The sequence below is a fragment of the Burkholderia sp. KJ006 genome (assembly GCF_000262695.1).
GTDB classification, from domain to species: domain Bacteria; phylum Pseudomonadota; class Gammaproteobacteria; order Burkholderiales; family Burkholderiaceae; genus Burkholderia; species Burkholderia vietnamiensis.
The window spans coordinates 39,220-64,742 of the sequence record NC_017921.1 but is presented as its reverse complement, the minus strand read 5'-3'; the positions used below and the strand labels follow the sequence as shown (position 1 = coordinate 64,742).

The 25,523-nt window shown below is 69.0% G+C and carries 27 protein-coding genes and 1 tRNA gene; 11 read left to right on the top strand and 17 right to left on the bottom strand.

The features are described 5' to 3' along the window. Positions 1–110: 110 nt before the first annotated feature. The 5 genes from livH (at position 111) to MYA_RS14480 (ending at position 4,233) form a co-directional block, all read left to right on the top strand. Positions 111–1,037: a high-affinity branched-chain amino acid ABC transporter permease LivH gene (livH, locus tag MYA_RS14500; RefSeq protein ID WP_011880725.1), complete on the top strand. Its 927-nt coding sequence runs from the start codon at positions 111–113 to the stop codon at positions 1,035–1,037. Positions 1,038–1,048: 11 nt separating this feature from the next. Continuing rightward, a complete protein-coding gene (locus MYA_RS14495) occupies positions 1,049–2,320 on the top strand; it encodes a high-affinity branched-chain amino acid ABC transporter permease LivM (protein WP_011880724.1) in 1,272 nt (423 codons plus the stop codon). Next, the gene (gene livG, locus MYA_RS14490) at positions 2,317–3,090 is read left to right on the top strand and encodes a high-affinity branched-chain amino acid ABC transporter ATP-binding protein LivG (RefSeq protein WP_011880723.1); all 774 of its coding nucleotides are present in this window, start codon (positions 2,317–2,319) and stop codon (positions 3,088–3,090) included. The genes MYA_RS14495 and livG overlap by 4 nt, the downstream gene beginning before the upstream one ends. Beyond that, on the top strand, positions 3,090–3,791 hold the full coding sequence (locus tag MYA_RS14485; RefSeq protein ID WP_011880722.1) for an ABC transporter ATP-binding protein: 702 nt from the start codon (positions 3,090–3,092) through the stop codon (positions 3,789–3,791). Before livG ends, MYA_RS14485 begins: the two co-directional genes overlap by 1 nt. A gap of 91 nt (positions 3,792–3,882) precedes the next feature. Beyond that, on the top strand, positions 3,883–4,233 hold the full coding sequence (locus MYA_RS14480; protein WP_011880721.1) for a VOC family protein: 351 nt from the start codon (positions 3,883–3,885) through the stop codon (positions 4,231–4,233). A gap of 31 nt (positions 4,234–4,264) precedes the next feature. On the opposite strand, the gene MYA_RS14475 is transcribed toward MYA_RS14480, so the two are convergent. From MYA_RS14475 to MYA_RS14465, 3 genes are all read right to left on the bottom strand, one after another. Then, entirely contained in the window at positions 4,265–4,672 is a 408-nt protein-coding gene (locus MYA_RS14475; protein ID WP_011880720.1) for a DUF2000 domain-containing protein, read from the bottom strand. Between the two features lie 44 nt (positions 4,673–4,716). Next, positions 4,717–5,580, bottom strand: a complete 864-nt coding sequence (locus MYA_RS14470) for an AraC family transcriptional regulator (RefSeq protein WP_011880719.1) — start codon at positions 5,578–5,580, stop codon at positions 4,717–4,719. 85 nt (positions 5,581–5,665) lie between these two features. Then, complete coding sequence (locus tag MYA_RS14465; RefSeq protein ID WP_014723937.1) at positions 5,666–6,967, bottom strand: aspartate aminotransferase family protein; 1,302 nt, start codon at positions 6,965–6,967, stop codon at positions 5,666–5,668. Between the two features lie 76 nt (positions 6,968–7,043). Between MYA_RS14465 and MYA_RS14460 the strand changes: the two genes are divergently transcribed. Then, positions 7,044–7,928: a LysR family transcriptional regulator gene (locus MYA_RS14460; RefSeq protein ID WP_175935931.1), complete on the top strand. Its 885-nt coding sequence runs from the start codon at positions 7,044–7,046 to the stop codon at positions 7,926–7,928. Positions 7,929–8,457: 529 nt separating this feature from the next. Then, positions 8,458–9,747: a right-handed parallel beta-helix repeat-containing protein gene (locus MYA_RS14455; RefSeq protein WP_014723934.1), complete on the top strand. Its 1,290-nt coding sequence runs from the start codon at positions 8,458–8,460 to the stop codon at positions 9,745–9,747. Between the two features lie 260 nt (positions 9,748–10,007). On the opposite strand, the gene MYA_RS14450 is transcribed toward MYA_RS14455, so the two are convergent. The 3 genes from MYA_RS14450 to MYA_RS14440 all read right to left on the bottom strand — a co-directional run bounded on the left by MYA_RS14450 (position 10,008) and on the right by MYA_RS14440 (position 13,521). Then, positions 10,008–10,649, bottom strand: a complete 642-nt coding sequence (locus tag MYA_RS14450) for a response regulator (protein ID WP_011880715.1) — start codon at positions 10,647–10,649, stop codon at positions 10,008–10,010. A gap of 590 nt (positions 10,650–11,239) precedes the next feature. After that, positions 11,240–13,051: an ATP-binding response regulator gene (locus tag MYA_RS14445; protein ID WP_014723932.1), complete on the bottom strand. Its 1,812-nt coding sequence runs from the start codon at positions 13,049–13,051 to the stop codon at positions 11,240–11,242. A 385-nt stretch (positions 13,052–13,436) separates the two neighbouring features. Beyond that, a tRNA-Leu gene (locus MYA_RS14440) sits at positions 13,437–13,521 on the bottom strand. A 146-nt stretch (positions 13,522–13,667) separates the two neighbouring features. Between MYA_RS14440 and MYA_RS14435 the strand changes: the two genes are divergently transcribed. After that, on the top strand, positions 13,668–14,993 hold the full coding sequence (locus MYA_RS14435; protein WP_014723930.1) for a leucine-rich repeat-containing protein kinase family protein: 1,326 nt from the start codon (positions 13,668–13,670) through the stop codon (positions 14,991–14,993). A gap of 38 nt (positions 14,994–15,031) precedes the next feature. Here the strand turns inward: MYA_RS14435 and MYA_RS14430 are convergent, their stop codons facing one another. The 7 genes from MYA_RS14430 to MYA_RS14405 all read right to left on the bottom strand — a co-directional run bounded on the left by MYA_RS14430 (position 15,032) and on the right by MYA_RS14405 (position 19,807). Next, complete coding sequence (locus MYA_RS14430; protein WP_014723929.1) at positions 15,032–15,661, bottom strand: LysE family translocator; 630 nt, start codon at positions 15,659–15,661, stop codon at positions 15,032–15,034. 86 nt (positions 15,662–15,747) lie between these two features. Next, positions 15,748–15,924, bottom strand: coding sequence for a hypothetical protein (locus MYA_RS31945; RefSeq protein ID WP_011880711.1), 177 nt, complete (start codon positions 15,922–15,924; stop codon positions 15,748–15,750). A gap of 29 nt (positions 15,925–15,953) precedes the next feature. Continuing rightward, a complete protein-coding gene (locus tag MYA_RS14425) occupies positions 15,954–16,400 on the bottom strand; it encodes a copper chaperone PCu(A)C (protein ID WP_014723928.1) in 447 nt (148 codons plus the stop codon). 52 nt (positions 16,401–16,452) lie between these two features. Next, positions 16,453–16,818: a copper homeostasis periplasmic binding protein CopC gene (gene copC / locus MYA_RS14420; protein ID WP_041494228.1), complete on the bottom strand. Its 366-nt coding sequence runs from the start codon at positions 16,816–16,818 to the stop codon at positions 16,453–16,455. A 217-nt stretch (positions 16,819–17,035) separates the two neighbouring features. Next, entirely contained in the window at positions 17,036–17,413 is a 378-nt protein-coding gene (locus tag MYA_RS14415; RefSeq protein WP_014723926.1) for a DUF2946 domain-containing protein, read from the bottom strand. A gap of 94 nt (positions 17,414–17,507) precedes the next feature. Further along, positions 17,508–17,810, bottom strand: a complete 303-nt coding sequence (locus MYA_RS14410) for a 2Fe-2S iron-sulfur cluster-binding protein (RefSeq protein ID WP_034195467.1) — start codon at positions 17,808–17,810, stop codon at positions 17,508–17,510. A 98-nt stretch (positions 17,811–17,908) separates the two neighbouring features. Then, a complete protein-coding gene (locus tag MYA_RS14405) occupies positions 17,909–19,807 on the bottom strand; it encodes a sigma-54-dependent Fis family transcriptional regulator (protein WP_014723924.1) in 1,899 nt (632 codons plus the stop codon). Between the two features lie 224 nt (positions 19,808–20,031). On the opposite strand from MYA_RS14405, the gene MYA_RS32510 reads away from it, so the two are divergent. Together MYA_RS32510 and MYA_RS14395 are read left to right on the top strand one after the other, a co-directional pair. Next, positions 20,032–20,307: a DUF2964 family protein gene (locus MYA_RS32510; protein WP_014723922.1), complete on the top strand. Its 276-nt coding sequence runs from the start codon at positions 20,032–20,034 to the stop codon at positions 20,305–20,307. A gap of 242 nt (positions 20,308–20,549) precedes the next feature. Next, positions 20,550–20,837 (top strand): DUF1488 domain-containing protein, encoded by a 288-nt coding sequence (locus MYA_RS14395; protein WP_011880704.1) that lies wholly within the window; start codon positions 20,550–20,552, stop codon positions 20,835–20,837. Between the two features lie 151 nt (positions 20,838–20,988). On the opposite strand, the gene MYA_RS14390 is transcribed toward MYA_RS14395, so the two are convergent. The 3 genes from MYA_RS14390 to MYA_RS14380 are packed head-to-tail and all read right to left on the bottom strand — an operon-like array spanning position 20,989 to position 22,733. Beyond that, positions 20,989–21,852 carry an MBL fold metallo-hydrolase gene (locus tag MYA_RS14390; protein ID WP_014723921.1) on the bottom strand — a complete coding sequence of 288 codons (864 nt, stop codon included), beginning with the start codon at positions 21,850–21,852 and terminating at the stop codon, positions 20,989–20,991. Positions 21,853–21,854: 2 nt separating this feature from the next. Continuing rightward, entirely contained in the window at positions 21,855–22,181 is a 327-nt protein-coding gene (locus MYA_RS14385; protein ID WP_011880702.1) for a hypothetical protein, read from the bottom strand. Positions 22,182–22,193: 12 nt separating this feature from the next. Continuing rightward, positions 22,194–22,733 (bottom strand): hypothetical protein, encoded by a 540-nt coding sequence (locus MYA_RS14380; RefSeq protein WP_014723920.1) that lies wholly within the window; start codon positions 22,731–22,733, stop codon positions 22,194–22,196. A gap of 190 nt (positions 22,734–22,923) precedes the next feature. Here MYA_RS14380 and MYA_RS14375 point away from each other — a divergent pair, with 190 nt between their 5' ends. Continuing rightward, positions 22,924–23,775, top strand: coding sequence for a LysR substrate-binding domain-containing protein (locus MYA_RS14375; RefSeq protein ID WP_014723919.1), 852 nt, complete (start codon positions 22,924–22,926; stop codon positions 23,773–23,775). A gap of 91 nt (positions 23,776–23,866) precedes the next feature. On the opposite strand, the gene MYA_RS14370 is transcribed toward MYA_RS14375, so the two are convergent. Further along, the gene (locus MYA_RS14370; RefSeq protein WP_011880699.1) at positions 23,867–25,168 is read right to left on the bottom strand and encodes an NCS2 family permease; all 1,302 of its coding nucleotides are present in this window, start codon (positions 25,166–25,168) and stop codon (positions 23,867–23,869) included. Between the last annotated feature and the right edge of the window lie 355 nt (positions 25,169–25,523).

Below are 25,523 nucleotides of genomic sequence, written 5' to 3'. Positions count from 1 at the left end.
GCGCGCCGACGGGCGGCCCGAGACACACCAGACACACCGTGCATCGCGCGCGGCCCCACGCCACGATCCGGCGGCGGCCCGCGACCGATGCCAACGGGAGCTTCCCGCACATGACTGACTTCTTTCCCCAATTCGCCCAGCAGCTGGTCAACGGCCTGACGCTGGGCGCGATCTATGCGTTGATCGCCATCGGCTATTCGATGGTCTACGGCATCATCGGCATGATCAACTTCGCCCACGGCGAGATCTACATGATCGGCGCGTACGTGGGCCTCGTGACCCTCACCGCGATCGGCATCTCGGCCGGCTATCCGCTGCCGCTCGTGCTCGGCGCCGCGCTGATCGTGTCGGTGCTCGTCACCGGCCTGTACGGCTTCGCGGTCGAGCGCGTCGCGTACCGGCCGCTGCGCGGCGGCCCGCGCCTCGTGCCGCTGATCTCGGCGATCGGCATGTCGATCTTCCTGCAGAACTACGTGCAGATCGGCCAGGGCGCGCGCGACGTGTCCGTGCCGGTGCTGATCTCCGGCGCGTTCGACATCCATCTCGGCGGCGACTACGACGTGACGGTGCCGTATGCGCGCCTGCTGATCGTCGGCGTGACGCTCGTGCTGATGATCGCGCTCACGCTGTTCATCTCGCATTCGCGGATGGGCCGCGCATGCCGCGCGTGCGCCGAGGACATGAAGATGGCGAACCTGCTCGGCATCGACACGAACCGCGTGATCTCGTTCACGTTCGTGCTCGGCGCGATGCTGGCGGCCGTCGGCGGCGTGCTGATCGGGCTGACGATCGGCAAGCTCAATCCGTACATCGGCTTCGTCGCCGGCATCAAGGCGTTCACCGCCGCCGTGCTCGGCGGGATCGGCAGCATCCCGGGCGCGATGCTCGGCGGCGTGCTGCTGGGCCTCGCCGAAACCTTCGCCGCAGGCTACATGCCGGCCGAGTACAAGGACGTGGTCGCGTTCGGCCTGCTCGTGCTGATCCTGCTCTTCCGCCCGACCGGCCTGCTCGGCAAGTCGGACATCGAAAAGGTCTGAGGGAGACGCAGATGAGTCAAGTCATTTCCGTGCGCCGTCCTTCCGCTGGCGCGACCGCCGGCCAGGCGCTGAAGAATGCGGTGGCCGCCGCGCTGCTGACCGCGATCCTCACGATTCCCGTGTTGGGCCTGCAGCTGAAGCTCGACGGCTATCAAGTGGTGCTGACGCCGCACTGGCGTCCGGTCTGGATCGCGGTCGCGGCCGTGTTCCTGTTCCAGCTGTTCAAGCCGTGGCTCGTGCGCGCGAAATCGGCGGTGAAGCTGCCGGCGGCGCCCGCGATCGGCGCGCCGCAGCAGCGCGCGATCATCTGGGTGCTGCTCGCGGTCGGGCTCGTGTGGCCGTTCTTCGGCTCGCGCGGCGCGGTGGACGTCGCGACGCTCGCGCTGATCTACGTGATCCTCGGCCTCGGGCTGAACATCGTGGTCGGCTTCGCGGGGCTGCTGGATCTCGGCTACGTCGGGTTCTACGCGGTCGGCGGCTATACCTACGCGATGCTCAACCAGTATTTCGGGCTGTCGTTCTGGGAGTGCCTGCCGATCGCGGCGCTGGCCTCGGCGACCTTCGGCTTCCTGCTCGGCTTCCCGGTGCTGCGGCTGCGCGGCGACTATCTGGCGATCGTCACGCTCGGCTTCGGCGAAATCATCCGCCTGCTCGCGAACAACCTGACCGACCTGACGGGCGGCCCGGACGGCATCTCGAGCATTCCGAAGCCGACGGTGTTCGGCTTCGAGATGGCGCGCTCGGCGAGCGTCGAAGGCGCGAAGACCTTCCACGAGCTGATCGGGCTGGAATACAGCGGCGAGCACATGGTGATCTTCCTGTACCTGATCGCGCTCGCGCTGGTCGGCTTCACGCTGTTCGTGACGAGCCGCCTGATCCGCATGCCGATGGGGCGCGCGTGGGAAGCGCTGCGCGACGACGAGATCGCGTGCCGCTCGCTGGGCCTGAACCCGACCCGCATCAAGCTGTCGGCGTTCACGCTCGGCGCGGCGTTCGCCGGCATCGGCGGCGCGTTCTTCGCGGCGCGCCAGGGCCTCGTGAATCCCGAATCGTTCACGTTCATCGAATCGGCGCTGATCCTCGCGATCGTCGTGCTCGGCGGGATGGGTTCGCAGCTCGGCGTGATCCTCGCCGCGATCCTGCTGACCGTGCTGCCCGAAGTCGCGCGCGGTTTCGCCGAATACCGGATGCTGATCTTCGGTCTGGTGATGGTGTTGATGATGATGTGGCGTCCGCAGGGCCTGCTGCCCGCGAGCCGTCCCCACGTGGAGCTGCCGCAATGAGCGCGAATCCAGAACTGTTGAAGGTCGCCGGGCTGCAGATGCGCTTCGGCGGGTTGCTCGCGGTGGACGGCATCGATTTCGACGTGCGCCGCAACGAGGTGTTCGCGATCATCGGGCCGAACGGCGCGGGCAAGACCACGGTGTTCAACTGCGTCGGCGGCTTCTACAGGCCGACCGGCGGCGACGTCGTGCTCGACGGTCATGCGATCGCCGGGCTGCCGAGCCACAAGATCGCGTTGAAGGGCCTGGTGCGCACGTTCCAGAACATCCGTCTGTTCAAGTCGCTGACGGTGGTCGAGAACCTGCTGGTCGCGCAGCATCGCAAGGTGAAGTCGGGGCTGCTGCCGGGCCTGTTCGCGACGCCCGCGTATCGCCGCGCCGAGAAGGAAGCGCTCGAACGCGCGGCCGTGTGGCTCGACCGGATGGGGCTGACGGCGGTCGCCAACCGGCCGGCCGGCACGTTGTCGTACGGGCACCAGCGGCGTCTCGAGATCGCGCGCTGCATGATCACCGAGCCGCGCCTGCTGATGCTCGACGAGCCGGCGGCCGGCCTGAACCCGCAGGAGAAGATCGAGCTGCAGCAGCTGATCGACAGGTTGCGCCGCGAGTTCGGCGTATCGGTGCTGCTGATCGAGCACGACATGAGCCTCGTGATGGGCGTGTCGGACCGCATCCTCGTGATGGAGCACGGCCGGCCGATCGTGATCGGCACGCCCGACGCGGTCCGCAACGACCCGCGCGTGATCAAGGCGTACCTGGGGGAAGAGTGATGCTGAAGCTGGAACGGGTCCATACGCACTACGGCGCGGTCGAAGCGCTCGCCGGCGTGTCGATCGAAGTGAACAAGGGCGAGATCGTCACGCTGATCGGCAGCAACGGCGCCGGCAAGACGACGCTGATGATGACCGTGTGCGGCACGCCGCGCGCGTCGTCGGGCCGCGTGCTGTTCGAGGGCAACGACATCACCGCGATGTCGACGCACCAGATCATGCGGCAGGGGATGGCGATCTCGCCGGAAGGGCGGCGCGTGTTCCCGAGCCTGACGGTGCTCGAGAACCTGAAGATGGGCGGCTTCTTCGCGAGCCGGCACGAGATCGACGACGGCATCGAGCACGTGTTCAAGCTGTTTCCGCGCCTGAAGGAGCGCGCGGCCCAGCGGGCCGGCACGATGTCGGGCGGCGAGCAGCAGATGCTCGCGATCGGCCGCGCGCTGATGAGCAAGCCGCGCCTGCTGCTGCTCGACGAGCCGACGCTCGGCCTCGCGCCGCTCGTGATCGCGCAGATCTTCGACATCATCCGGACGATCCGCGACGAAGGCGTCACGGTGTTCCTGGTCGAGCAGAACGCCAACAAGGCGCTCGGCGTGGCCGATCGCGGCTACGTGCTGGAGACGGGGCGCGTCGTGCTGGCCGACACCGGCGCGAACCTGCTCGCGAACGACCGGATCAAGCAGGCGTATCTCGGCGGCTGAGTGCACCGCGCGCCGCCGGCCTGCAACGGGCCGGCGGCTTGCGGCGCGCGGTGCCGCTGCCGCTCGTTCACACGTACCGAGGAGGCAACCGATGAAGGTCAAACGCATCGTCGCGAACGTCGACACGCAGTCGGTCGACGACGCCAAGCGCTTCTATCAGCAGATCTTCGGTCTGGACCTGCTGATGGATCTCGGCTGGATCGCCACCTACGGCAGCGCCGAGCGGATGCGCGTGCAGATCAGCTTCGCATCGCAGGGCGGGTCCGGCACGCCGACGCCCGATCTGTCGATCGAAGTCGACGACCTCGACGAGGCGCTCGCGCGCATTCAGGCGGCCGGCATTGCGGTCGAATACGGGCCGGCCGACGAGCCGTGGGGTGTGCGGCGCTTCTTCGTGCGCGATCCGTTCGGCAAGCTCGTGAACGTGCTCGTGCATCGCTGACCGGCTCGCGCGCCGCGCCGCACGGACACCTTCATGCGTGCAGCGAGAGCCCCTTCACGGCCTTGTCGACGGCCTTCTTCGGCCCGTGCAGCGCGAGGCCGACCAGATCCAGATTGGCGGCATCCTCGGCGCGAAACGCGTCGCGGTTGGCCGCGTCGTGCCCGGTCGAGAACATCGCGCGCACGTACGGCACGATCCTCAGCTCGCGCGACAGCGCCTGCCGATGCGCGGCCTGCAGCCCGTTCAGATCGGCCGCGAACACCAGCATCGGCTGGCCGAGCATGCGGCCGTAGCGATTGCCGGCCGCATCCTCGTATGGCTCGCCGAGCGCATCGGGTGCACCGGCCGCGACACCCGTCGCGAGAAACGCGACCACGTTGAGTTTCTGCCACGCCGCGAGATCGTCGCGCACGATCAATGCCACCTTCGTATCGAACATGAGTGCTCCTGGTTGAAGCGCTCATGATCGGACGCCGCGCGCGTTCAGTCTGGAACGTTTGTGCAGATCCGCCGATACGCGGCCGGCGTCATCCGGTACGCGCGGCGGAACCAGCGGCCGAGGTGGCTCTGGTCGGCGAAACCGACGTCCGCGGCGGCCTGCGCGGGCGTGCGGCCGGCCGCGAGCAGCCGCCGCGCGGCGCGCAGCCGCAGGCGCACCAGATACGCGTGCGGCGACGTGCCGTAGGCCCGCTGGAACAGCCGCGTGAGCCGGAAGCGATCGACGCCAGCGAGTTCGGCGAGTTCGTCGAGCCCCGGGTTGCCGTCCATTCGCATGTGCAGCAGCTCGCGCACGCGCGCGATCGCGGGCGGCACGTCGCGGCCGCCGACGCCGGTCGGCGACGACGCGCGCAGCTGGCCGCCGAGCCGCGTGAGCAGACGGTCGAGCGTCTGGTCGCGCGCGAGCTTGCCTTCGTTGCCGTGCAGCGCGACGAAGGCGTCGCGGATCGCCTCGACGAGCGCGCGATCGTCGACCAGCGTATGGCCGAACGCGGCTTCGACGCCGCTCAGGCCTGGAAGATCGATGCGGCGCGCCGCACGCTCGACCCATGCCTGCGGCAGGTACAGCATCGAATACGTGAAGCCGCCGGCTTCCGGCGCATGGCCGTCGTGCGTCGCACCGGGCTCGATCAGGATCGCGCGGCCCGGCACGCTGGTATGCAGCGACCGATGGCACTGGAACCGCTGCACGCCCTGTTCGGTGAAGCCGATCAGCATGTCGTCGTGATCGTGCGGGTCGTAAGCGTGGCCGCTGAAATGCGCGCGCAGGCTTTCGATCCCCGTTTCAGGATCGCGGCGCGCGACGAGCCAGTGCTCGTGCGTGCCGCCGTCATCCGCTGCGCGTCCCATCGCTCGCCTCGCTGCCCGTCGTTGCCCGGCGGATAGTGTACGCAGATCGCGGAGGGTCCGTGCGCCGCCGGCGCGCGTGACGGCGTTACAGCGCGCGCGCGATCGCCTGTTCGAGCAGCGACAGCCCGAGATCGATTTCGGCTTCGCTGACCGTCAACGGCGGCGCGATCCGGAACACGCCGCCCATCCCCGGCAGCTGCACGATGTTCATGCTGAGCCCGAGCTTCATGCATTCGCGCGTGATCTTCGCGCCGAGGCCGTCGGCCGGCTCCTTCGTGCGCCGATCCTTGACGATCTCGACGCCGAGCAGCAACCCGCGTCCGCGCACGTCGCCGATGCATTCGAAGCGCTCCATCAGGTCGAGCAGCCCGCGCCGCAGCCGCTCGCCCATCAGGTTCGCGCGTTGCACGAGGCCGTCGCGCTGCACCACGTCGAGCACGCGCAGGCCGACCGCGGCCGGCAGCGGGTCCGACACGTGGGTCGTGTAGAACAGGTAGCCGAGCGCGTGCGCCCGCTCCTCGATCTGTGCGGACGTGACGACGGCCGCGAGCGGCAGCCCGGCGCCGAGCGTCTTCGACAGCGTCAGGATGTCGGGCATCACGCCGTCGCGCTGGCACGCGAACATCGTGCCGGTGCGGCCGACGCCCGTCTGCGCTTCGTCGAGGATCAGCAGCATCCCGCGCTCGTCGCACTTGCGCTTGAGCGCCGCCATGTAGCCGTCCGGCAGCTCGATGATGCCGCCCGAGCTGAGGATCGGCTCCGCGATGAACGCGGCGAGATTGCCGCTGGACTGGCGATCGATCAGATCGAACGCGTAGTCGAGCTCGGCAAGGTAGTCGTACGCGCCGTTGCGCTCGAAGCGCGGCCGGTACGCGAACGGCGCCGGAATCGCGAACGAGCCCACGGCCGCCGGGCCGACGCCCCTGCGGCCCGCGCTGTAGGTGGCGGACGCCGCCGCGCCCGTCATCCCATGCCACGACTGCGCGAAGCCGACGATCTCGTACTTGCCGGTGACGAGCTTCGCCATCCGGATCGCCGCTTCGTTCGATTCCGCGCCGGTGCTCAGCAGCAGCGCGCGATCGAGGCCCGGCGGCGTGAGGTCGGCGAGGCGCGTCGCGAGCTCGACGACCGGGCGCGACAGCATCCCGCTGAACAGGTGATCGAGCTTGCCCGCATATTCGGCGATGACCGCGACGATGTCCGGATGGCAATGCCCGAGCACCGCGCTCATCTGGCCCGACGTGAAGTCGAGGATCGCGCGGCCGTCCGCGTCGTAGACGAAGCTGCCCTGCGCACGCTCGACGATGAGCGGCTCGAACGTGCCGCCGTAGCGGATCAGGTGATGCGTCGCGTTGTGCCAGAACGTTGCGTCGTCGTTTGCGGACATCGTTTTCTCCAGGCGAGGGGCAGGGAACGCTTGCAGTCTAGGCGCCGCTCTGTTTTGATGGAAACGAATAGTTCTTATGCAAGGTAGAAAAGGAGCTAATACCTTGGCACGTTCGCTCGACATCGATCTGCTGCGCTCGTTCGTCGTGATCGCCGAAGTGCGCTCGCTCAGCCGCGCGGCGGCGCGGGTCGGCCGCACGCAGTCCGCGCTCAGCCAGCAGATGCGGCGGCTCGAGGAGAGCGTCGACCAGCCGCTGTTCCAGCGCACCGGACGCGGCGTGGTGCTCACGCATCCCGGCGAGCGGCTGCTGCTGCATGCGCAGCGCATCCTGCGGCAGCACGACGAGGCGCTGGCCGATCTGTGCGGTACGGGGCTGTCGGGCACGATCCGCTTCGGGTGCCCGGACGATTACGCGCAGGTGTGGCTGCCGTCGCTGCTGCGGCAGTTCTCGAGCCATCATCCGCACGCGATCGTCGAGGTCGTGTGCGGGCCGACGCCGCGGCTGCTCGAACAGCTTGACAAGCGCGCCGTCGATCTCGCGATGATCTCGGTGCCCGACGAGGCGGCAACCGACGATTTCATCCGCCGCGAGCAGCTGGTGTGGATCGGCTATCCGGGGCTCGATACCGCGCAGTTCGAGCGGCTGCCGCTCGCGCTTTCCGATCCCGACACGCTCGATCACATCGCGGCGTGCGATGCGCTGGCGCGCGCCGGGCGCGACTATCGCGTCGCCTATGCGAGCAGCAGCCTCGCGGGGCTGATCGCGCTGGTGCGCTCCGGCCAGGCGATCGCGGTGATGACGCAAACGGCGGTGCCCGCCGACCTCGCGATCCTCGCCGCCGATCGCGGGCTGCCGCCGCTGCCGGCCGTGGGCATCACGCTGCGCTTCGACCGGAAGCGGCCGTCGCATCTGACGGCGGTGTTCGCCGAGCACATACGCTCGGTGTTGCCGCTGTTGTGACTCGCGGCGGCTGAGGTGGCGCATGCCGTTATGGTACGTCGCAGCGCAACTCCCGTCAGAACCGATGATGCGCGTGCCCGCGGTGCGGCTTTCCGCATCGCGGGTCGTAAGTTCGGTCGCGTGCAGGCGCGTTGCAGCCGCGCGACCGTCTTACGACGTCGCGCGCCTTCTGTCGCATTTACACGCGTCGATCGCGAAATAGACTTCGAATCGAGCGACCCGATGCGCGGGTCGACAGGGCCGCCCACCATCCCGCGTCGCTCATGCAACGGCCTTCGCACGTCGTTCGACGGTAGCTGGCTACCGGGGACCGTCGACCATCGGGCCGCGTTCGGGGGAGCGCGCCTGTTTCGGTGGAAGCGCGGGTGACGACGTCAAGCGATGCGCCACCCAACTGTTTTCGCACGAACCCGTTCCGTCCCGCTGGCCGACCTCGGTCGCGCCGGCTCGCCGTCGACCGCCGACCTCATCGGGCCGGATGCCGCCGCATCGGATGCCGCTGCGGGCGGATGGGCAACGAGGGGTCAGCATGAACAGGTCACTTCGGATCGTCAGTGCCGCGCTCGCCGCGCTGGCATGCAGCGCCGGCCATGCGCCGGTTCCGGTCCACGCGGCGACGCTCACGTATACCGCGCCGTCGCACGCGTTCCACCCATCCCGCGCATCGCGCGTGCGACCGGCCGCATCGGCTACGCTGCCGCCCGTGATCGTCAAGCCGGCCGTCGACGGCAGCGACCAGGCCGACGCGCTGCAGACGGCGCTCAATGCATTGCAGGCCGGGCAAACGCTGATACTTTCGCCGGGACGCTATACGGTCAGCCGGTCGCTGTCGGTTGCGATGTCGGGTGTCGTCGTGTCGGGCTACGGCGCGACGCTCGCGGCGACGAATCCGGCCGACCAGACGATCGTGATGAGCGGCGCCGATTCGACGCTGGTCGGCGTCACGCTGATCGGCGCCGGCACGACGCGCCTCGCGACACCGGCGTCGACCAAGGTCGAAGTGACCGGCACCGGCGTTCAGGTGCTCGGCGTGACGGTGCAGGGCGGCGCGAGCGCGGGCATCTTCGTGTTCGGCGGCCGCAACGTCGCGATCGTCGGCAATACGGTGCGCGCGACGCTTGCCGACGGCATCCACATGACCGACGGCGCAGCCAACGTGCTGGTGCAGGGCAACACGGTGACGGGCACCGGCGACGACCTGATCGCCGTCGTCAGCTATCTGTCCGACGGCCGCGTGAGCAACAACGTGCTGATCGACCACAACACCGTATCGGGAAACTACTGGGGGCGCGGAATCGCCGTCGTCGGCGGCCAGGCGGTGACGATCTCGAACAATACGGTCGACGGCGTGCAGAAGGCGGCCGGCATTCTGGTCGCGCAGGAGGACAGCTGGCGCACCTACGGCGTCTCGAACGTCGTCGTCGACAACAACGTCGTGTCGAACGTCCAGAACGCGAACGTCGACAACGGACTGTTGCCGACGCAACAGGGCGCACTCGAGCTCGATACGTGGTCGGGCACGGTGTCGTACGTCGTCGTCACGCGCAATCGCGTGACCGGGTCCGGCTATACCGGGTTCCGCGCGCTGGGGAACGTGTGCGCGTTCGAGGCGGCAAACAATGCGTTCGCGTCGATCGCGCAAGCGCCGGTGTCGTTGCTGTCGCGCGGCTGCCCGGCCAGCCGGATCGTCGTGGCCGGCAACACGCTCGACGGCGTTGCGCTGGTCGCGCCGGTCGGCGCATCGCCGTCGGGAACGATTCAGGCGACCGGCGCGGCGACGGCGACGATGCCGCAGGTGCGTACCAATCTGATGCGGTAGCCGCGCGGCGCAACGCCGTCACGCGGCGCCGCACGGACCGCAGGTTTCGGCATACGCGTGCATCATCGTCGCGACGTGCGGCCGAATCGCGTCGGTGCCGAATGTTGGCCTCGGCGCGCGCCGACAAGCACATCGCGCGTCGGGCCATCCGGCGCGGGCGTGCGGGCAAATCCGGCCGCCGCATCGGGGCGTACATGCTGCGATCGGTGCGATCGGATCTCGCGGCGCTTGTCGCGCGTGCGCGAGCTGCCCATCCCGGCTCACAGCAGCCCGGCCTTGCGCGCGGCCGCTGCCGCCTGGGTACGGTTCAGCACATTGAGCGCCTTGAAGATCGCCGTGACGTGCGCCTTGACCGTCTTCTCGGACAGATTGAGGCGATCCGCGATCACCTTGTTGGGCACGCCTTCTGCAACGTATCGCAGCACCTCGATCTGGCGCTGCGTGAGCGGCCCGGCGCTGCGCGTCGCCGGCGCAGGACGCGGGCTGCCCGGTGCGGCCGACGACGAATCGTCGAGCATCAGCGGCGGCACGTAGCGCTCGCCGTCGAGCACCATCCTGATCGCCGACAGCACCGTATGCGGCCCCGCCGATTTCGGCACGTAGCCGAGCGCGCCGCGCGCGAAGGCGGCCCGCACGTCGGCCGCATCCTCGGACGTGGACAGCACGATGATCTGCAGTTGCGGGCACTTGCCGGCAAACGCGGAGATCGCATCGAGGCCGTTCATTCCCGGCAGCTTCAGGTCGAGCACGATCGCGTCGAAATCGGCGGATTGATCGAGCATCCGCATCGCATCGTCGGCGTTGCCGGCTTGCGCGACCGTTACGTCTTCGCCGTTTTGACGCAGCAATGCGGCTACGCCGTCGCGCAGAATCGGATGATCGTCGACGATGAGAATCTTCATGAGAATCCGCGATGCCGAAGGGAGGAAAAGCTGCCGGTTGAACGAGGCCCGAGGTTGCGTGCAAGGCCCGGATGGCTGGTCGTGGTCGCGTTCCGCCGTGCGATCTTACAGGCAATCGTGCGCGTGCAACGCGCCTGTTTCGGCGACGTCGATCGTTGCGGCGACATCGTATTTACATTGCCGCATGAATCGCCGCGACTGACTCGCGCCGGTAACCAATCCCCGGCGATCGTCGCTGCGTGGTGGCGTCCCGGTGCAGGCCAAATTCGATGCGCCGACAACCAAACAGAATCGCGGCAATGGCCGGATCGCCGGATGGGCGGACCGCCGGATTGCGCGGATTCGAACTGCAATTTGGCGCGGATGCCGAGGATTCGTGATTCGGGTGACGCAGTGTGGGAGTCGAACGTGTCGTACTTGTGGTTGTCGCTGCAACGACTGCTGGCGGATTGCGCGACCGCGACGTTCCGGCTCGGCATGACGGGCGACCCGGCCGATGCGAATGCATCGCTGTCGATGACGCTGAGGATCGAGAGGAGCGAACTCGCGTCGTTCGATCGATCTGCGTGCCGCGCCGGCGTGTGCCCGGCTCACTCCGGTTCGCCGCTCCGCGCGCGCACGCCGGCCGCGATCAGGTTGCCGATCGCCGCGCGCAGCTTGCCGTTCGGGATCGGCTTGTGCAGCAGCAGGCAATGGCTCGCATGGGCTTCGGCAAGGCGGTCGGCGGCCGTGTCGCCGCTGATCAGCAGCGCGGGGATGTCGTCGTTGTATTCGCTGCGCAGCCGCTCGATCACCGTCAGCCCGTTTTCGGCGCCGCGCAGGCGGAAGTCGCAGACGAGCAGGTCGGGGCGGCGCGCGCATGCCGACAAGCGTTCGATCGCAGCGTCGCCGCTGTCCGAGACGATCGTTTCATAGCCCCACAGTTCGAGCAGTCTGGCCATGCCGTCGCGGATCGCGAGCTCGTCGTCCACGACGACGACGAGCCCCGAATGATGCGACACGTCGTCGGCGGGTTCGGCCGATGCGTCGGCATGCGCCGCAGCGTGATCGCAGCGGCTCACCCACACTTCGAAGCACGATCCGCGGCCGGGCGCCGAGCGCACCTTCAGCTCGCATTCGAGCAGGTCGGCCAGCCGTCGCACGATCGCGAGCCCTAGCCCGAGGCCGTTTTCGCGGTCGCGTTCCGGGTTGCCGACCTGGTAATACTCCTGGAACACCAGCTCGAGCTGGTCGGCAGCGATCCCGCGTCCGGTGTCCCATACCTGGATCGCGACGCGTGCGCCGCGTCGTCGGCAGCCGACCACGATCCGGCCGGCATCCGTGTAGCGCACCGCGTTGGACACGAGGTTGCGCACGATGCGCTCGAGCAGCACCGGATCGGTATCGACGATCGCGCGGCACGGGACGCGCGTCAGCGTCAGGTTTTTCGCCGCCGCGTCGAGCAAGTGATCGGTGCATGCGTGTTCGAGCACCGCGTCGACGTGCACCGGCCTGCGATGCACGTCCACCACGCCGGCATCAAGCCGCGACACGTCGAGCAGCGCGCCGAACAGCGAGTCGAGCGCATCGGTCGAACGCTCGATCTGCACGAGTATCTGCGCCCGCTCCGCGTCGGTTTTCGTGCCGCGCAACGCGCCGACCAGCAGGCTCAGCGCGTGGGACGGCTGACGAAGATCGTGGCTCGCGGCGGCGAGAAAGCGCGATTTGGCGAGATTGGCTTCTTCGGCGATCTGCTTCTGGCGCAGCAGGTCGTCCGCGAGCCGCTTCGCGGTCCGGTTGCGCGCGCGCAGATCGCGGGCGAGCTGTTCCGCGCGAAAGCGCAGGCGAATGTTCTGCGCCGCGCTTCGGTTGGCGAGCAGGCCGAGATAGGCGATCACGCAGACGAACAGGAACATCATCGGCGCCGTCGCCTGCTGCACGCGATTGTCGGACAGCGCGGCGGCGACGACGTACGGGACGGTGGCCGGCAACAGGAACGCGAGGAACGCCGGAAGATACGTGCCGAAGACCGGCACGGCGCCGGCCACTACCCCGAGCGTGGCGGTGACCGCGAGGCTCTCGACCTCGAACCCGCGTCCCTTCGCCAGTTCGATCGACGACCACCCCCAGCCGATCCCGGCCGCCGTGCTGCAGGCGACGAATCCTGCCGCCCAGCGCGATCTGCGCGTGTCGCGGTTGGCCGAGCGGTGGTAGCGCCACGCGAGGCACGCGTGCGCCGTCGAGCACGCGACGATGTACGACAGCCACGCGGCGCCGGCCAGCGGATCGACGCGCCCGAGGCGCTCCAGCGAAACGACGAGTGTCGCGGCCAGCAGCGTTCCGCCGCACACGCTCAGGGTCACGATGCCGTAGACGAGCTTCAGTTGTTCGGCGGCGATCGGGCTTTCCGGATGCATCGTCATCCAACGGGCTCCCCGAGGTACGAACGCAATTGCAGCAGGCGGCGCACGTCGGTCCTGCTGGGCCGGCATGTCGACGCTGGGTTGGTCGATCGTCGGCAAGGATCGCGCCGATGGACGGTCAAGTATCGCCATGTCGGATCATGGCGTCCATCGGTCGATCGTCCGTTTTGTGGCGCCGAGCGGAACGGCGTGGGGAGGGGAGCATCGCTCGCCGGGGAGCCGACCGGGATCGGCGAACGATGTCGCGGCACGCGCACGCGCGCCGCCGTCGATTGCTGCGGCCGAGCGATCCGCGCGTTGTGCGCGCCCAATAAAAAAACCGCGAAGCGTTGCGCTGTCGCGGTTTCTTTTCTGTGCCCGAAACACGGTCGATGAAAACCGTATCTGGTGCCGACGGCGAGACTCGAACTCGCACAGCTTTCGCCACTACCCCCTCAAGATAGCGTGTCTACCAATTTCACCACGTCGGCACTTCGGTACTGCAAGGGGCGCAATTCTAGCGTCACATTGCGCGTTTGTGAAGGGGGTATGCCGCGATTGCGCTGGCGGGTGCGCGATCCCGGTAAAATCCGTCGGTCCGCCCGGCCCAACATCGCATCCGTACCCGCTTCTTCCCGTGACGACCACCCTCGAACGACTTCAATCCGGCCAGTTGTCCGGCGCCCGAGAACTCAAGCTCGCGTGCGGGCTGACCGAATTCCCGCGCGAGATCTTCGACCTCGCGGACACGCTCGAAGTGCTCGATCTGTCCGGCAATGCGTTGTCCACGCTGCCGGATGACCTCGCGCGGCTGCACCGGCTGCGCATCCTGTTCGCGTCCGGCAACCGCTTCACCGAATTTCCCGCAGCGCTCGGCGCGTGCCCGCAGCTCGACATGATCGGCTTCAAGGCGAACCGGATCCGCACGGTGCCGCGCGGCGCGCTGCCGCGTGCGCTGCGCTGGCTGATCCTGACCGACAACGAGATCGACGCGCTGCCGGCCGACATCGGCGACTGTTCACGCCTGCAGAAGCTGATGCTCGCCGGCAACCGGCTGCGCGCGCTGCCGGCCGAATTGGCGGCGTGCCGTGCGCTCGAGCTGGTGCGTCTGTCCGCGAACCGGCTCGACGCGCTGCCGGACTGGCTGTTGCGCCTGCCGCGCCTTTCCTGGCTCGCGGCCGCCGGCAATCCGCTTGGCGCGGGCCCGGAGGCCGCCGCGTCTGCCGAGCCCGGCGTGGCCGAGATCGATTGGGCGTCGCTCGCATGCGAACACCGGCTCGGCGAAGGCGCGTCGGGCGTGATCTACCGCGCGCAGTGGCGTGCGGAGGGCCGCGCGACGCGCGCGGTCGCGGTGAAGCTGTTCAAGGGCGCGGTGACGAGCGACGGGCTGCCCGACTGCGAAATGGCCGCGTGCCTGCACGCGGGCCGCCATCCGAACATGATTCCGGTGATCGGCAAGCTGCGCGGTCATCCGGACGGCGCGCACGGCCTCGTGATGGAGCTGGTCGATCCGGCGCTGACGAATCTCGCCGGGCCGCCGAGCTTCGCATCGTGTACGCGCGACGTCTATGCGGCCGATGCGCGCTTCGCGCCGGCCGACGCAGCGCGGCTCGCACACGGCATCGCGTCGGTCGCCGCGCATCTGCATGCGCGCGGCATCATGCACGGCGACCTGTACGCGCACAACATCCTGCACGACGGGGCAGGCGGCGCGCTGCTCGGCGATTTCGGCGCGGCGTCGCTCTACGACGTGAACGACCGCGTGCGCGCGGCGCGGTTCGAGCGGCTGGAAGTCCGCGCGTTCGGTTACTTGCTGCGCGAGTTGCTGGAGCGATGCGAGCCGCGTGCCTGGGCCGCCGCGCAAGCCCTCGGCGCGCTGGCCGCTGCGTGCGTGAACGACGAGGTCGACGCGCGGCCGTCGTTCGAGCAGATCGTCGCCGCGCTGGCTGCAACGATGGACTGACGGTGTCGTGCGCGCGGTGCCCGCGCGGGCGTTCGCGCTCAAGCTTGCCGCGCCGTCAGCAGCTTGATCCCGAGCCCGACGAACAGCAGCCCGCTCGCGCGCTTGGCCGCGCGCAGCCACGGGCTGACGCCCAAGCCGCGATGAAGCCGGCGCACGCCGAACGAATAGAGGCTGTGCACGACGATGACGGTGCATGCGATCGTCGCGTACATCGCGACGAACTGCATCGCGAGCGGCCGATCGTGCGAGATGAACTGCGGCATGAACGCGGACAGGAAGATCATCGTCTTCGGATTGCTGCCCGACACGAACAGCGCTTCACGGAACAGCTTGCTGCGATCCGGTTCGACGCTTGCCGCGCCGCTGTCCGGCGCGCGCCGGTGGCGATCGCCGCGCAGTTGCCGGATGCCGATGAAGATCAGGTACGCGGCGCCGACGACTTTCATCGCGACGAACAGCGGCGGCATCGCGGCCAGCACCGCGCCCACGCCGAGCGCGACCAGCCCGACCACCGCGCCCTGCGCGACGAGATTGCCGGCGATCGTGGCTGCCGTGCCGCGCGAGCCGTAGCGCACCGTATTGCGGATCACCAGCAGCACGTTGGGGCCGGGCGACAGCGTGGTCGCGAGATAGGCGGCGGCAAACAACATCCAGGTCTGAACGGACATGCGGCGCTCCGGAAGGCGGGGTCTGCGGTCGGGGTGAATCGCTGCATGATGCCACGGCTGCGCGCGGCTCACCCCGGCGCATCGCGTCAACGCGTGTCGCGCACGCAGGATGCGACGATCGACGCAGGCGAATCGATCGCGGCCGGCCGCGTGATCCACGCGACCCACGCCGCCCATAAACCGCAGACGATCAGCACGGCGAGATTCAGCGGCGTCCGGTAGCGGACGATCCGGTCGGCGAGCGTCGGGCGTTGATGGCTCATGTTGGTCTCCTTCGGGCGGGGATAGGGCGTTACTGGCCGGTGTACGACGGCGCCTTCGCGTCGCAGGTCACGGACACCGTCGAGCCGTCGGCGAAGTGCAGCGCGAGCGGCACCTTCGCACCGGGCGCGACCGGCTTGCGCGCGTCCTCGAGCATCACGTGATAGCTCTTCGGCTTGAACGTGACCGTGCCGTGCGCGGGCACCTCGACCGCGTCGACGTGGACCATCTTCGCGGTGCTGCCGGCCGTCAGCGTTTCGTGGATCATCGCCATCCCGTATGCGGGCGTGTCGATGCCGGTGAGCGTGGCCGGCTTGTCGCCGTCGTTCTTCAGCGTGAAGTAGCCGGACGACGGGACCGTCGCCGGCATCGTGCGGATCCAGCAGCCATCGGCCTGGACGGCCGACGCGGCGAAGGTGGCGGGCGCCTGCAGCGCGAGCAGGGCTAACAGCAGGCTGGCGGGAATCGAGCGTTTCATCGAGTGCATTCCTTGTCGGGTATCGGAAGTTGCCGTGCGGGCATCGTCGGCGTCACTTCACCGTGAACGTGTAGCGGCCCTGCGTGCGATGGCCGTCGCTTGCCACCGCGACCCACGCGACCGTGTACGTGCCGGCCGCGAGGCTTGCGAGGGCGACGTGCATGCGCTTGCGGTTGCCGGCGTCGACCGCCGATTTCCCGTCGGCGACCGACTGGCCGTGGCTGTCGGTGACCACGATCGAGCTGAATGCGGGTTCGAGCGTTTCGCTGAAGTCGATCGCGACCTCGTGCGGCGCGCTCGCCAGCGTGGCATCGGCGGCGGGGTCGAGGGTTTTCGGGTGTGCGTGCGCATGAGCAGCCTGCGCGATGACGAAGCCGGCGACGACGAGTGCGCCGCGAACGAACGAAGTGATTTTCATGTTGGTTGAACCGATCGGAGATGACGAGGAGAACGATGCGTTCGACGCGTCGCCGCGCGCGTTCGCACGCGCGCATGCCGCAAGCGGGCGTGCGCGCACGGTGCGATGCCGCGGGCAGGCAATACGGTCGAACAGGAACGTTTTGGCGCCGCGCGCGACGAGGCGCGCGCAGGCGGACGGCGCGATGCGCCAACGCATCACGCGCGGTGACGGTGCTTCAGGCGGCGGACGGTGGCGCGCGCGGTTGTGCGACGGTGAGCGGCAGCGCGCGCGGCAGGCTCTCGAAGCGGGTCGCTTCGCGGTGCTGCAGCGGCGCACGATTGGCCGCGAACGTCAGTTCGGGCGCGGGCAGGGCCGGCGTATGCGCGAGCAGGCTGCAATAGCCGCATGCCTGCAGATGGGCCTGCAGGCTCTTCGACGACGCAGCGTCGCCGTGGTCGGCATCGCTCGGCCCGGCCGTGCAGTAACCGGCGAGCAGCGCGTCGACGCGGTGTTGCGTCGTCAGCGCCTGTGAGATCGTCGGCGCGAGCGTCGTCATCAGGATGGCGAGCATCCCGATCAGACTGACGATCTTGCGGAGACGACGACTCAGCATGCGATGCGCGGCGGCATATGGAGGAAGGCGATGCTGCGGATTATGCCACGCAGCCGCCGCGGCGGCGGGCGCGGCACACGGCCGCGCGCCGCGCTCATTCGATCATTTGGGCGTCGGGCACGTCGAGCACGAGGTCCGACGTCGCGACGGCCACGCACGGCAGCGTATAGCCTTCGGCCTTCTCGTCGCGGCTCAGCCCCGGCCACTCGATCGTGTAGCGCACGCTGCCGCTGACGATCCGGCACAGGCAAGTGCGGCACGTGCCGTTGCGGCACGAGCGCGGCAGGCTGACGTGCGCGAACGCGGCGGCTTCGAGCAGCGTCAGCGAGTCGGGCGCGTCGAACGTCGCGCCGAGCGGCTCGACGCGCACGAGAGGGGGACGTTCCGGATCGGTCATGGTGAAGGCGGGCGGCAGGCGGCGGCAATGCGATGCGAGCGCCCAAGCATACCCGAAGCCGCGCGCGGCCGGCGCCGTGCAGGCCGCCGGCCGCGATCTCAGTGCCGGCGCAGATAGCGGTAGACGGTATTGCGCGCGAGCCCGAGTTCACGCGCGGCAGCCGACACGTTGCCGCCGTGCCGCGCGAGCACCGCATCGATCACCGCGGCCTGGTGGCTTTGCAACGTCGTTGCCGCGCGCGTGCCGGCCGGCGCGGGCGAGGTTGCCGGCGCGTCTTCGCAGTCGAGCCAGAAATCGTCGGGCAGGTGCGCGAGCGCGATTTCGGCTTCGTCTTCGGCGAGCATGCCGGCCGTGCGCAGCACGTTGGTCATCTGCCGCAGGTTGCCGGGCCAGCGGTGGCGCAGGAATGCGTCGAGGACGTCGGCGGCGACGCGCGTCGGCATCGGCTCGCTGTGCGCGAGCCGCGCGAGGATGCGCTCCACCAGCACCGGCAGGTCGGTGCGCGCGGCGAGCGGCGGCAGCGTGACGGCGAGCCCGTTGATCCGGTAGAACAGGTCTTCGCGGAACGTGCGCTCGGCGATCATCGCGCGCAGGTCGCGGTGAGTCGCGCACACCACGCGCACGTCGACCGGCACCGCGCGTGCGCCGCCGAGCGGCATCACCGCCCGTTCCTGCAGCACGCGCATCAGCCGCACTTGCTGCGCGAGCGGCATGTCGCCGATTTCGTCGAGAAACAGCGTGCCGCCGTCGGCCTGCGCGATCTTGCCGGGGCTGCCGCGCTTGCGCGCGCCGGTGAACGCGCCGTCCTCATAGCCGAACAGCTCGGCCTCGATCAGCGAATCGGGCAGCGCGGCGCAGTTGACGGCGACGAACGGGCCGTCGGCGCGCGGCGACGCCTGGTGCAGCGCGCGGGCGAGCCATTCCTTGCCGGTGCCCGTCTGGCCGAGGATCAGCAGCGGCAGGTCGCGGCCGCGGATCTTCGCGACCCGGTCGAGCACGGCAGCCATCCGTGCATCGCCGGTGTCGAGCGTCGCGAACGTGATCGCCTCGGGGTCGACCGCGCGCGGGCGCGCGGCGACGGGCGCCGGTGCGGGCGGCGTGACGGCGACGGTCGTCTTGCGCGCCTCGGCGAATTCGCAGCGCGCGAGCACGCGCACGCCGGTCGACAGCGTCAACTGGAACGGCGCGCCCGGCGCACGGGCCGCCTGCTGCGCGAGCTGATTGAACTGCATGCCGAACAGCGCGCCGCAGCCCCGATGCTGCAGTGCATCGAACGTCGCGCCGAGCTGGAACTGCGCGCTGCGGTTCGCGGCGATCAGTCCGCCGTCGCGGTCGAACGCGACGAGCCCGGCGAACAGCGAGTCGACGCAATCCTCGTGGGCGTGGAAGCGCAGCCGCAGCGCTTCGGCGCAGCGGTTCGCGAACAGATGGTTCTCGATCAGCTGCGCGGACATTCGCACGAGCGCGAGCGTGTGCGGGCTGAAGCCGCGCGGATCGCCGCTCACGTCCAGCGTGCCGAGCGTGCGGCCGAACGGATCGATGATCGGTGCACACGAACAGGTGAGGATGTGATTCGCGCGCAGGAAGTGTTCGTCGCCGTGCACGGCGACGGCCTGGCCCGACGCGAGCGCGGTGCCGATCGCGTTGGTGCCGCGCGTGCCTTCGGCCCACGACACGCCGGTGCACAGCGCGACGCGGTTCGCCTTCTCGATGAAGTCCGCGTCGCCGATGCTGTGCAGGATCACGCCGTCGGCATCGGTCAGGAGCACGAGGCTTTGCGTGTCGGCGATCTGCGCGTGCAGGTTCTCCATCACCGGGCGCGCGTGGGCGAACAGCGCATGGTTCGTGTCGAGGAGTTCGCGCAGCGCGAGCCGCGACAGCGGCGAGAAATCGGGGCGCTCGTCCGCGCGCAGGCCGAGCGACGTCGAGCGGGCGTGCGCCTGTGCGAGCAGGTCGTTGCGGCCCGCGGCGGCGGGCAGCACGAAAGGTTGAGGCATGTGTCGTCTCCTGTCGGCCGCGGGCGGCGCCGAAGCGCGTGCCGGGGCACCGTGCGTCGCGGTCGGCCCGCCGTGACGCGTTGCGCGGCGCCATCCGGGCTGCGCTTGGCGGGCTGCGCCCGCGCGCCTCGGCGGCCGCCATCGATATCGCCTCATCATACAAGCGCCGCGCGCGTTGTGCGCGCCGCGTATAAACCCGTCTTGCTTTCACGCGGCCGCCTGCAATGATGGAAGTGGAGCACGCACGCGCCGTGTTCCGCATTGCAACATGCATGCGACGTGACATGCATCCGTTCGGGAGACCCATCATGGTTCGGACGGAACTCAGAGTCGTGCTGGCGGCCATCGCCACTTTCATCATGCTCGGCGGCATCGGCGTCGCGATCCACGGTTTGCTGTTCGACGCGATCGGCGCCGTCCGGTACGGGGCGGCCGCAATCGCGGTGGGCGCGACGACCGCCGCGATCGCGCTCAACATCTGGCCCACCGATCCTCACTGACGCCGCGCGGCGCACGCCGCTGCAGGGCGCGCTGGTCGGACGAAAATGCGCGTCGGAACGACGCACGCCCAAAATTTGCCTCCTGCGCGAAACCGTCTAAAGTGGAATGCAACCGGCATGCATCGTCCGCGCGACAAGCCCGTGGGCGACGCCCCTGCCGGCGAGCCCGCGTCCATTTTCGTCCGGCCGGTGGCGGACGACGGACGCGGTCACGTGTTGACTACCGGACGAAGGGCGGCGCCATGCAGATCCATTTCACGAACGAGAAGCCCGAATATTCGGGGCGCGACCTGATGCTCGGATTCACGGCGCTCGTGAATGGCGAGCGCGTCAAATGCCAGATCACGGCCGAAGCGCTGGAAGACCATTTCGGCGCCGCGTCGCCGCGCTTCGAGGACATGGTCGGCGCGTACGACCAGCATCGCGAGCGCATCGAGGCGGCCGCACGCCGGCTCTTGTCCGAAACGCGCGCGCAATGCGTGACGCTGCGCAGCGGCTACGTGCGCTTCTACGAGGCGAACTGGCGCTGAGCCGCACGCTCGGGTAGTGACGCAGTGGGCGCCGAATTCCGGCGCCCGTGTCGTATCGGCGCGGCGCGCATGCGGCGCCGCGCGTGCGGCGACCCGCGCGTCGCATTGCGCCCGGTTCGCGCCGCCCGAACCCGTCAGGATTCCATCGCGTTCAATCCGTCGCGACCAGCGCATACGCGCCGTCGGTCGCGCCGTGCGCGCGGGCGATGCGAGCGAAGCCCGTATCGGCGAGGTGCATGCCCGCGATCATCAGGTTCTCCCCAGCGGCGTGCGCGAGCGTGGCCGCGCGCGTCGCGCATGCCAGCGACGCATCGTGGTCGAACGCGATCGACACGTCGGGGTGCGCGACCTGAACCGGCGCGAAATGCACGAGATCGCCCCAGATCAGCAGGCGCTCGCCGCGCGATTCGACGCGATAGCCGGTATGGCCGGGCGTGTGGCCCGGCAGCGGCACCGCCGCGATGCCGGGCAGCACGTTGCCGCCTGCGATGGTGCGCAGCTGCGCGCGACAGGCGTCGAACGCGCGCCGTGCCAGCTCGAAATTCCCGCGTGCGCGCTCGCTGGCGCGTTCGTATGCGTCGTGATCCAGCCAGAACGCCCGTTCCCGTTCGTGAATCAGCACCTCGGCGCGCGGGAAGGCCGGCTGTCCGCGCGCATCGAGCAGGCCGCCGATATGGTCGGGATGCGCGTGCGTCAGCAGGATCGTGTCGATGTCGCGCGCATCGATCCCGGCTTGCGACAGCGCCGCCGGCAGCAGGCCGCCCCAGTTGCGGAAGCCGCCGGCGCCGGCGTCGACCAGCACGGTCCGGCCGCCGCCGCGGATCACATAGCAGTTGATGTTGACGTCGGACGGCGCCGGCACGCCGGCCCGCTGCATGATGCCCGCGGCCGCGTCGACGTCGATGTTCGACAGCAGATCGAGGCCGGCGCTCAGCGTGCCGTCGCTGAGCGCAATGACGGAGAAATCGCCGATCTGACGGCACGGGAACGGCGGGCGCGCAATGGACGGGTTCATGGTCAGTTCCGGGCGTGAAGGTGGGCGCTGTCGTGGCCGAAGCAGCGGATGCGCGCGACCAAGCCGGTGTGGCGGAGAATTTCGCGGTCGAGCGAAGCCATGAATCGATCGATCAATTCGGCGGTGCGCAGTGGGCCGAGGCGAAAGCGGATCTCCGCGCTGACCGGGTGTCCGCAGCCGTGCCGCACTGGCACGAACGCGACGTGGACGGTGCCGGGCGCGGCATTCAGCACGTCGGTGCAGAGCGTGTCGCATGCCGACGACAGCGCGGCGAGGGACGTCTGCGCCGGCATGCCGGCCTCGGCGATGAAAATCGTGACGCTGGGCATGGCCGGCTCCCGTCAGCGTGCGGCGGCCGTGGCCGGCGTGCCGACGAGCTGCTCGCCGATCGGCGCATAGAGCCGGATCGCCGCGCCGGCTGCGTGCGACGCGAGCCGTGCTCCGTCGCGATCGAGCACGGCCAGCCAGCGGTGGGCCGGCCGACGATCCAGCGCGACCGCATGCAGCGCGGCGGCGGCGATGCCGGCCTGGGCGAACGGCGCGGCGTCGTCGCTCACGGCCAGCCATTGGCCGTCGGCGACGGCCGGCGCGGGCGCGGCGCTGTCGTACACGTTGCGGCGCCACTCGACGATGTGCGGCTGCCAGCGTGCGAAATTGCCGCCGCCCTTCGCGCGATACTCGGCCGACGTCAGCACGTCCGGCGCGTCGATCGTATGCAGCGCCAGATAGACGGGGCCGTCGCCGCGGAGCGCGCGAAAGCGTTGCGACGTGCGAAAGCCCGACACGGAGATCAGCGCGGGCAGTTTGACGCGGCTGTAGAAGTCGTTCCACTCGGCTTCGACGGCCGGCTCGGCGATGCTGCATTCAACGGCATAGATCATGACTTCTCCACGGGTGGCGAGCTGCCGTCGGCATCGGCGGGCTGGCTCGTTGATTGAGTTTTTGTCATGATAGTGAGTCGCCGAACGGTGGAAAAACGATGATTCGTCATCGTTCAGTGACATTCGATCAAGCTGTGGCCCAACCGGGGGAAACGTGACGCGACGCAGGATTCCGAGCAACTCGGCCTTGATGGCATTCGAGGCCGCCGCGCGGCACGGCAGCTTCGCGCGGGCCGCCGACGAGCTCGCGCTGACCGAAGGCGCGATCAGCCGCCAGATCGGCCGGCTCGAGGCGTTCCTGGGCGTGGCGCTGTTCGAGCGTGTCGGCAACCGCGTGCGGGTCGTGCCGAACGGCGCGCGTTACGCGGCGCAGGTGCGCGAAGTGCTGGACCGGCTCGAGCGCGACAGCCAGTACCTGATGGGGCAGGCGGGCGACGGCGGCAGCATCGACATCGCGGTGACGCCGACCTTCGCGACGCGCTGGCTGATTCCGCGGCTCGGCGGATTCCAGGCGGAGCATCCGAACATCACCGTGCATCTGGCCGATCGGGCTGAGCCGTTCGTGCTCGCCGGCAGCGGCTTCGATGCCGCGATTCATTTCGAGCATCCGGCGTGGGCCGGCATGCATACGTATCGGTTGTGCGAGGAGGTGCTGGTGCCGGTCTGCCGCCCGTCGCTGCTCGCGGGCGGGCACCCGGACGCGCTGCTCGGCACGCTGCCGCGCCTGCACAAGCGGCAGACGCCCGACGCGTGGTCGGCCTACGTGCAGGAGACGGGATTGCCGGTCGACAACCCGGCTGCCGGCGCGCGGCACGATCTTTATTCGATGCTGATCGCCGCGGCGCTGGCCGGGCTTGGCGTCGCGCTGGTGCCGCGGCTCTACGTGGAAGCCGAGATCGCGCAGGGTTTGCTCGCGGCGCCCTGGCCGGACGGCCGCGGCGTGGTCAAGCGCTTCTGTCTCGTGGTGCCCGAAGCGCTCGAATTGGGCGACGGCCCGCTGCGTACTTTCGCGCGCTGGGTGCTTCGGCAGGCAGGCGCGTGATGCGGCGGCGCGTGCGCCGCATGCGCGCCCCAACGAAAACGCCACCCGAAGGTGGCGTTGCGTCATCGTGGGTCGCGCCGCGGCGCGTGCGTCACTCGCCGCCGAGGTAGAAGTAGCGGAACAGGAACACGGCCGCGATGATCCACACGATCGGCTTGACCGTGCGGGCCTGGCCGGTCAGCAGCTTCAGGCCGCCGTATGCGATGAAGCCGAACGCGACGCCGTTCGCGATCGAATACGTGAACGGCATCAGCAGCGCGGTGAGCGCGGCCGGCACGGCTTCGGTCGCGTCGTCCCACGGGACGTCGACCATCTCGCGCAGCATCAGGCACGACACGTACAGCAGCGCGGGCGCCGTCGCGTAGCCTGGCACGACGCCCGCGAGCGGCGCGATGAACAGGCAGGCGAGGAACAGCACGGCGACGGTGATCGCCGTCACGCCCGTGCGGCCGCCGGCCTGCACGCCCGAGGCGCTCTCGATGTACGCGGTGGTCGACGACGTGCCGAGCACCGAGCCCGCGACGATCGCGGTGCTGTCGGCGAGCAGCGCCTTGTTCAGGCGGTCCATCTTGCCTTCGACGAGCAGGCCGGCGCGGTTCGCGACGCCCATCAGCGTGCCGGTCGCATCGAACAGCTCGACGAGGAAGAACACGAGGATCACGTTGATGATTCCGGTCGACAGCGCGGCGCCGATGTCGAGCTTGAACAGCGTCGCGTCGATCGACGGCGGGGCGGAGAACACGCCATGGAACTGGTTGTCGCCGAAGAAGAACGACAGGACCGTGACGCCGATGATGCCGATCAGGATCGCGCCGCGCACGCGCAGATAGTCGAGCGTGACGATCGTGAAGAAGCCGACGATCGCGAGGATCGTGTCGTGTTTGTGCAGGTCGCCGAGCGTGACGAGGGTCGCGGGACTGCCGACGATCACGCCGGACGTCTTCAGCGAGATGATGCCGAGGAACAGGCCGATGCCGGCGGTGATCGAGATGCGCAGCGATTTCGGAATGCCGTTGACGATCGCCTCGCGCACGCGCAACAGCGTGACGAGCAGGAACAGGCAGCCGGAGATGAACACCGCGCCGAGCGCGGCCTGCCACGTGAAGCCCATGCCCTTGACGACGGTGTAGGCGAAATACGCGTTCAGGCCCATGCCGGGCGCGCACGCGATCGGATAGTTCGCGTACAGGCCCATGATGATCGACGCGAGCGCCGCGACGAGGCAGGTCGCCACGAACACCGATTCCTTCGGCATGCCGGCGTCGCCGAGAATCGCAGGGTTGACGAAGATGATGTAGGCCATCGTCAGGAACGTGGTGACGCCCGCGAGTATTTCGGTGCGGAAGTCGGTGCCGGCTTCAGCGAAGCCGAAATACCGCTTGATGGATTCCATGAAGGCGTTTCTCCGGTCGGGTTGTCGTGTTGCTTGTTGTTCGTGCCGAATTGTTGTAAGCCAGCGCGAGGCCGGCGTACTGTAACCAGCCACTATTGCGACGCTATCGGCGGATTGTAATAGCGTGGATAGCTCGGACGATATAGTCGCGGGGCGCGATCGCGCGAGTTCGCGCGGACGGCCGCAGATGCACGTTGCAGATGCACGTCGCGCGACGGCGGCGCGCATTTTACCGGTTCGGGCGAAGCGGCCGGGCGCAAACGATGGAAACGATTCGGTGGCGGGTACGACGGCGATGGCACGACGCCGTGCGGTAGAGAGGGTGCGCCTGCAAGGGCGCGCCCGCCCGAACGGG

Coding starts and splice junctions, on each gene's coding strand:
- MYA_RS14425 (WP_014723928.1), bottom strand. CDS start 16,400: ATGAAACGCTCGATTCCCGCCAGCCTGCTGTTAGCCCTGCTCGCGCTG.
- MYA_RS14465 (WP_014723937.1), bottom strand. CDS start 6,967: ATGTCCGCAAACGACGACGCAACGTTCTGGCACAACGCGACGCATCAC.
- MYA_RS14455 (WP_014723934.1), top strand. CDS start 8,458: ATGAACAGGTCACTTCGGATCGTCAGTGCCGCGCTCGCCGCGCTGGCA.
- MYA_RS14410 (WP_034195467.1), bottom strand. CDS start 17,810: ATGACCGATCCGGAACGTCCCCCTCTCGTGCGCGTCGAGCCGCTCGGC.
- MYA_RS14405 (WP_014723924.1), bottom strand. CDS start 19,807: ATGCCTCAACCTTTCGTGCTGCCCGCCGCCGCGGGCCGCAACGACCTG.
- MYA_RS14460 (WP_175935931.1), top strand. CDS start 7,044: ATGCAAGGTAGAAAAGGAGCTAATACCTTGGCACGTTCGCTCGACATC.
- MYA_RS14385 (WP_011880702.1), bottom strand. CDS start 22,181: ATGCCCAGCGTCACGATTTTCATCGCCGAGGCCGGCATGCCGGCGCAG.
- MYA_RS14495 (WP_011880724.1), top strand. CDS start 1,049: ATGAGTCAAGTCATTTCCGTGCGCCGTCCTTCCGCTGGCGCGACCGCC.
- MYA_RS14370 (WP_011880699.1), bottom strand. CDS start 25,168: ATGGAATCCATCAAGCGGTATTTCGGCTTCGCTGAAGCCGGCACCGAC.
- MYA_RS14450 (WP_011880715.1), bottom strand. CDS start 10,649: ATGAAGATTCTCATCGTCGACGATCATCCGATTCTGCGCGACGGCGTA.
- MYA_RS14480 (WP_011880721.1), top strand. CDS start 3,883: ATGAAGGTCAAACGCATCGTCGCGAACGTCGACACGCAGTCGGTCGAC.
- MYA_RS32510 (WP_014723922.1), top strand. CDS start 20,032: ATGATGGAAGTGGAGCACGCACGCGCCGTGTTCCGCATTGCAACATGC.
- copC (WP_041494228.1), bottom strand. CDS start 16,818: ATGAAAATCACTTCGTTCGTTCGCGGCGCACTCGTCGTCGCCGGCTTC.
- MYA_RS14375 (WP_014723919.1), top strand. CDS start 22,924: ATGGCATTCGAGGCCGCCGCGCGGCACGGCAGCTTCGCGCGGGCCGCC.
- MYA_RS14380 (WP_014723920.1), bottom strand. CDS start 22,733: ATGATCTATGCCGTTGAATGCAGCATCGCCGAGCCGGCCGTCGAAGCC.
- livG (WP_011880723.1), top strand. CDS start 2,317: ATGAGCGCGAATCCAGAACTGTTGAAGGTCGCCGGGCTGCAGATGCGC.
- MYA_RS14470 (WP_011880719.1), bottom strand. CDS start 5,580: ATGGGACGCGCAGCGGATGACGGCGGCACGCACGAGCACTGGCTCGTC.
- MYA_RS14395 (WP_011880704.1), top strand. CDS start 20,550: ATGCAGATCCATTTCACGAACGAGAAGCCCGAATATTCGGGGCGCGAC.
- MYA_RS31945 (WP_011880711.1), bottom strand. CDS start 15,924: ATGAGCCATCAACGCCCGACGCTCGCCGACCGGATCGTCCGCTACCGG.
- MYA_RS14485 (WP_011880722.1), top strand. CDS start 3,090: ATGCTGAAGCTGGAACGGGTCCATACGCACTACGGCGCGGTCGAAGCG.
- MYA_RS14415 (WP_014723926.1), bottom strand. CDS start 17,413: ATGCTGAGTCGTCGTCTCCGCAAGATCGTCAGTCTGATCGGGATGCTC.
- MYA_RS14445 (WP_014723932.1), bottom strand. CDS start 13,051: ATGACGATGCATCCGGAAAGCCCGATCGCCGCCGAACAACTGAAGCTC.
- MYA_RS14430 (WP_014723929.1), bottom strand. CDS start 15,661: ATGTCCGTTCAGACCTGGATGTTGTTTGCCGCCGCCTATCTCGCGACC.
- MYA_RS14475 (WP_011880720.1), bottom strand. CDS start 4,672: ATGTTCGATACGAAGGTGGCATTGATCGTGCGCGACGATCTCGCGGCG.
- livH (WP_011880725.1), top strand. CDS start 111: ATGACTGACTTCTTTCCCCAATTCGCCCAGCAGCTGGTCAACGGCCTG.
- MYA_RS14390 (WP_014723921.1), bottom strand. CDS start 21,852: ATGAACCCGTCCATTGCGCGCCCGCCGTTCCCGTGCCGTCAGATCGGC.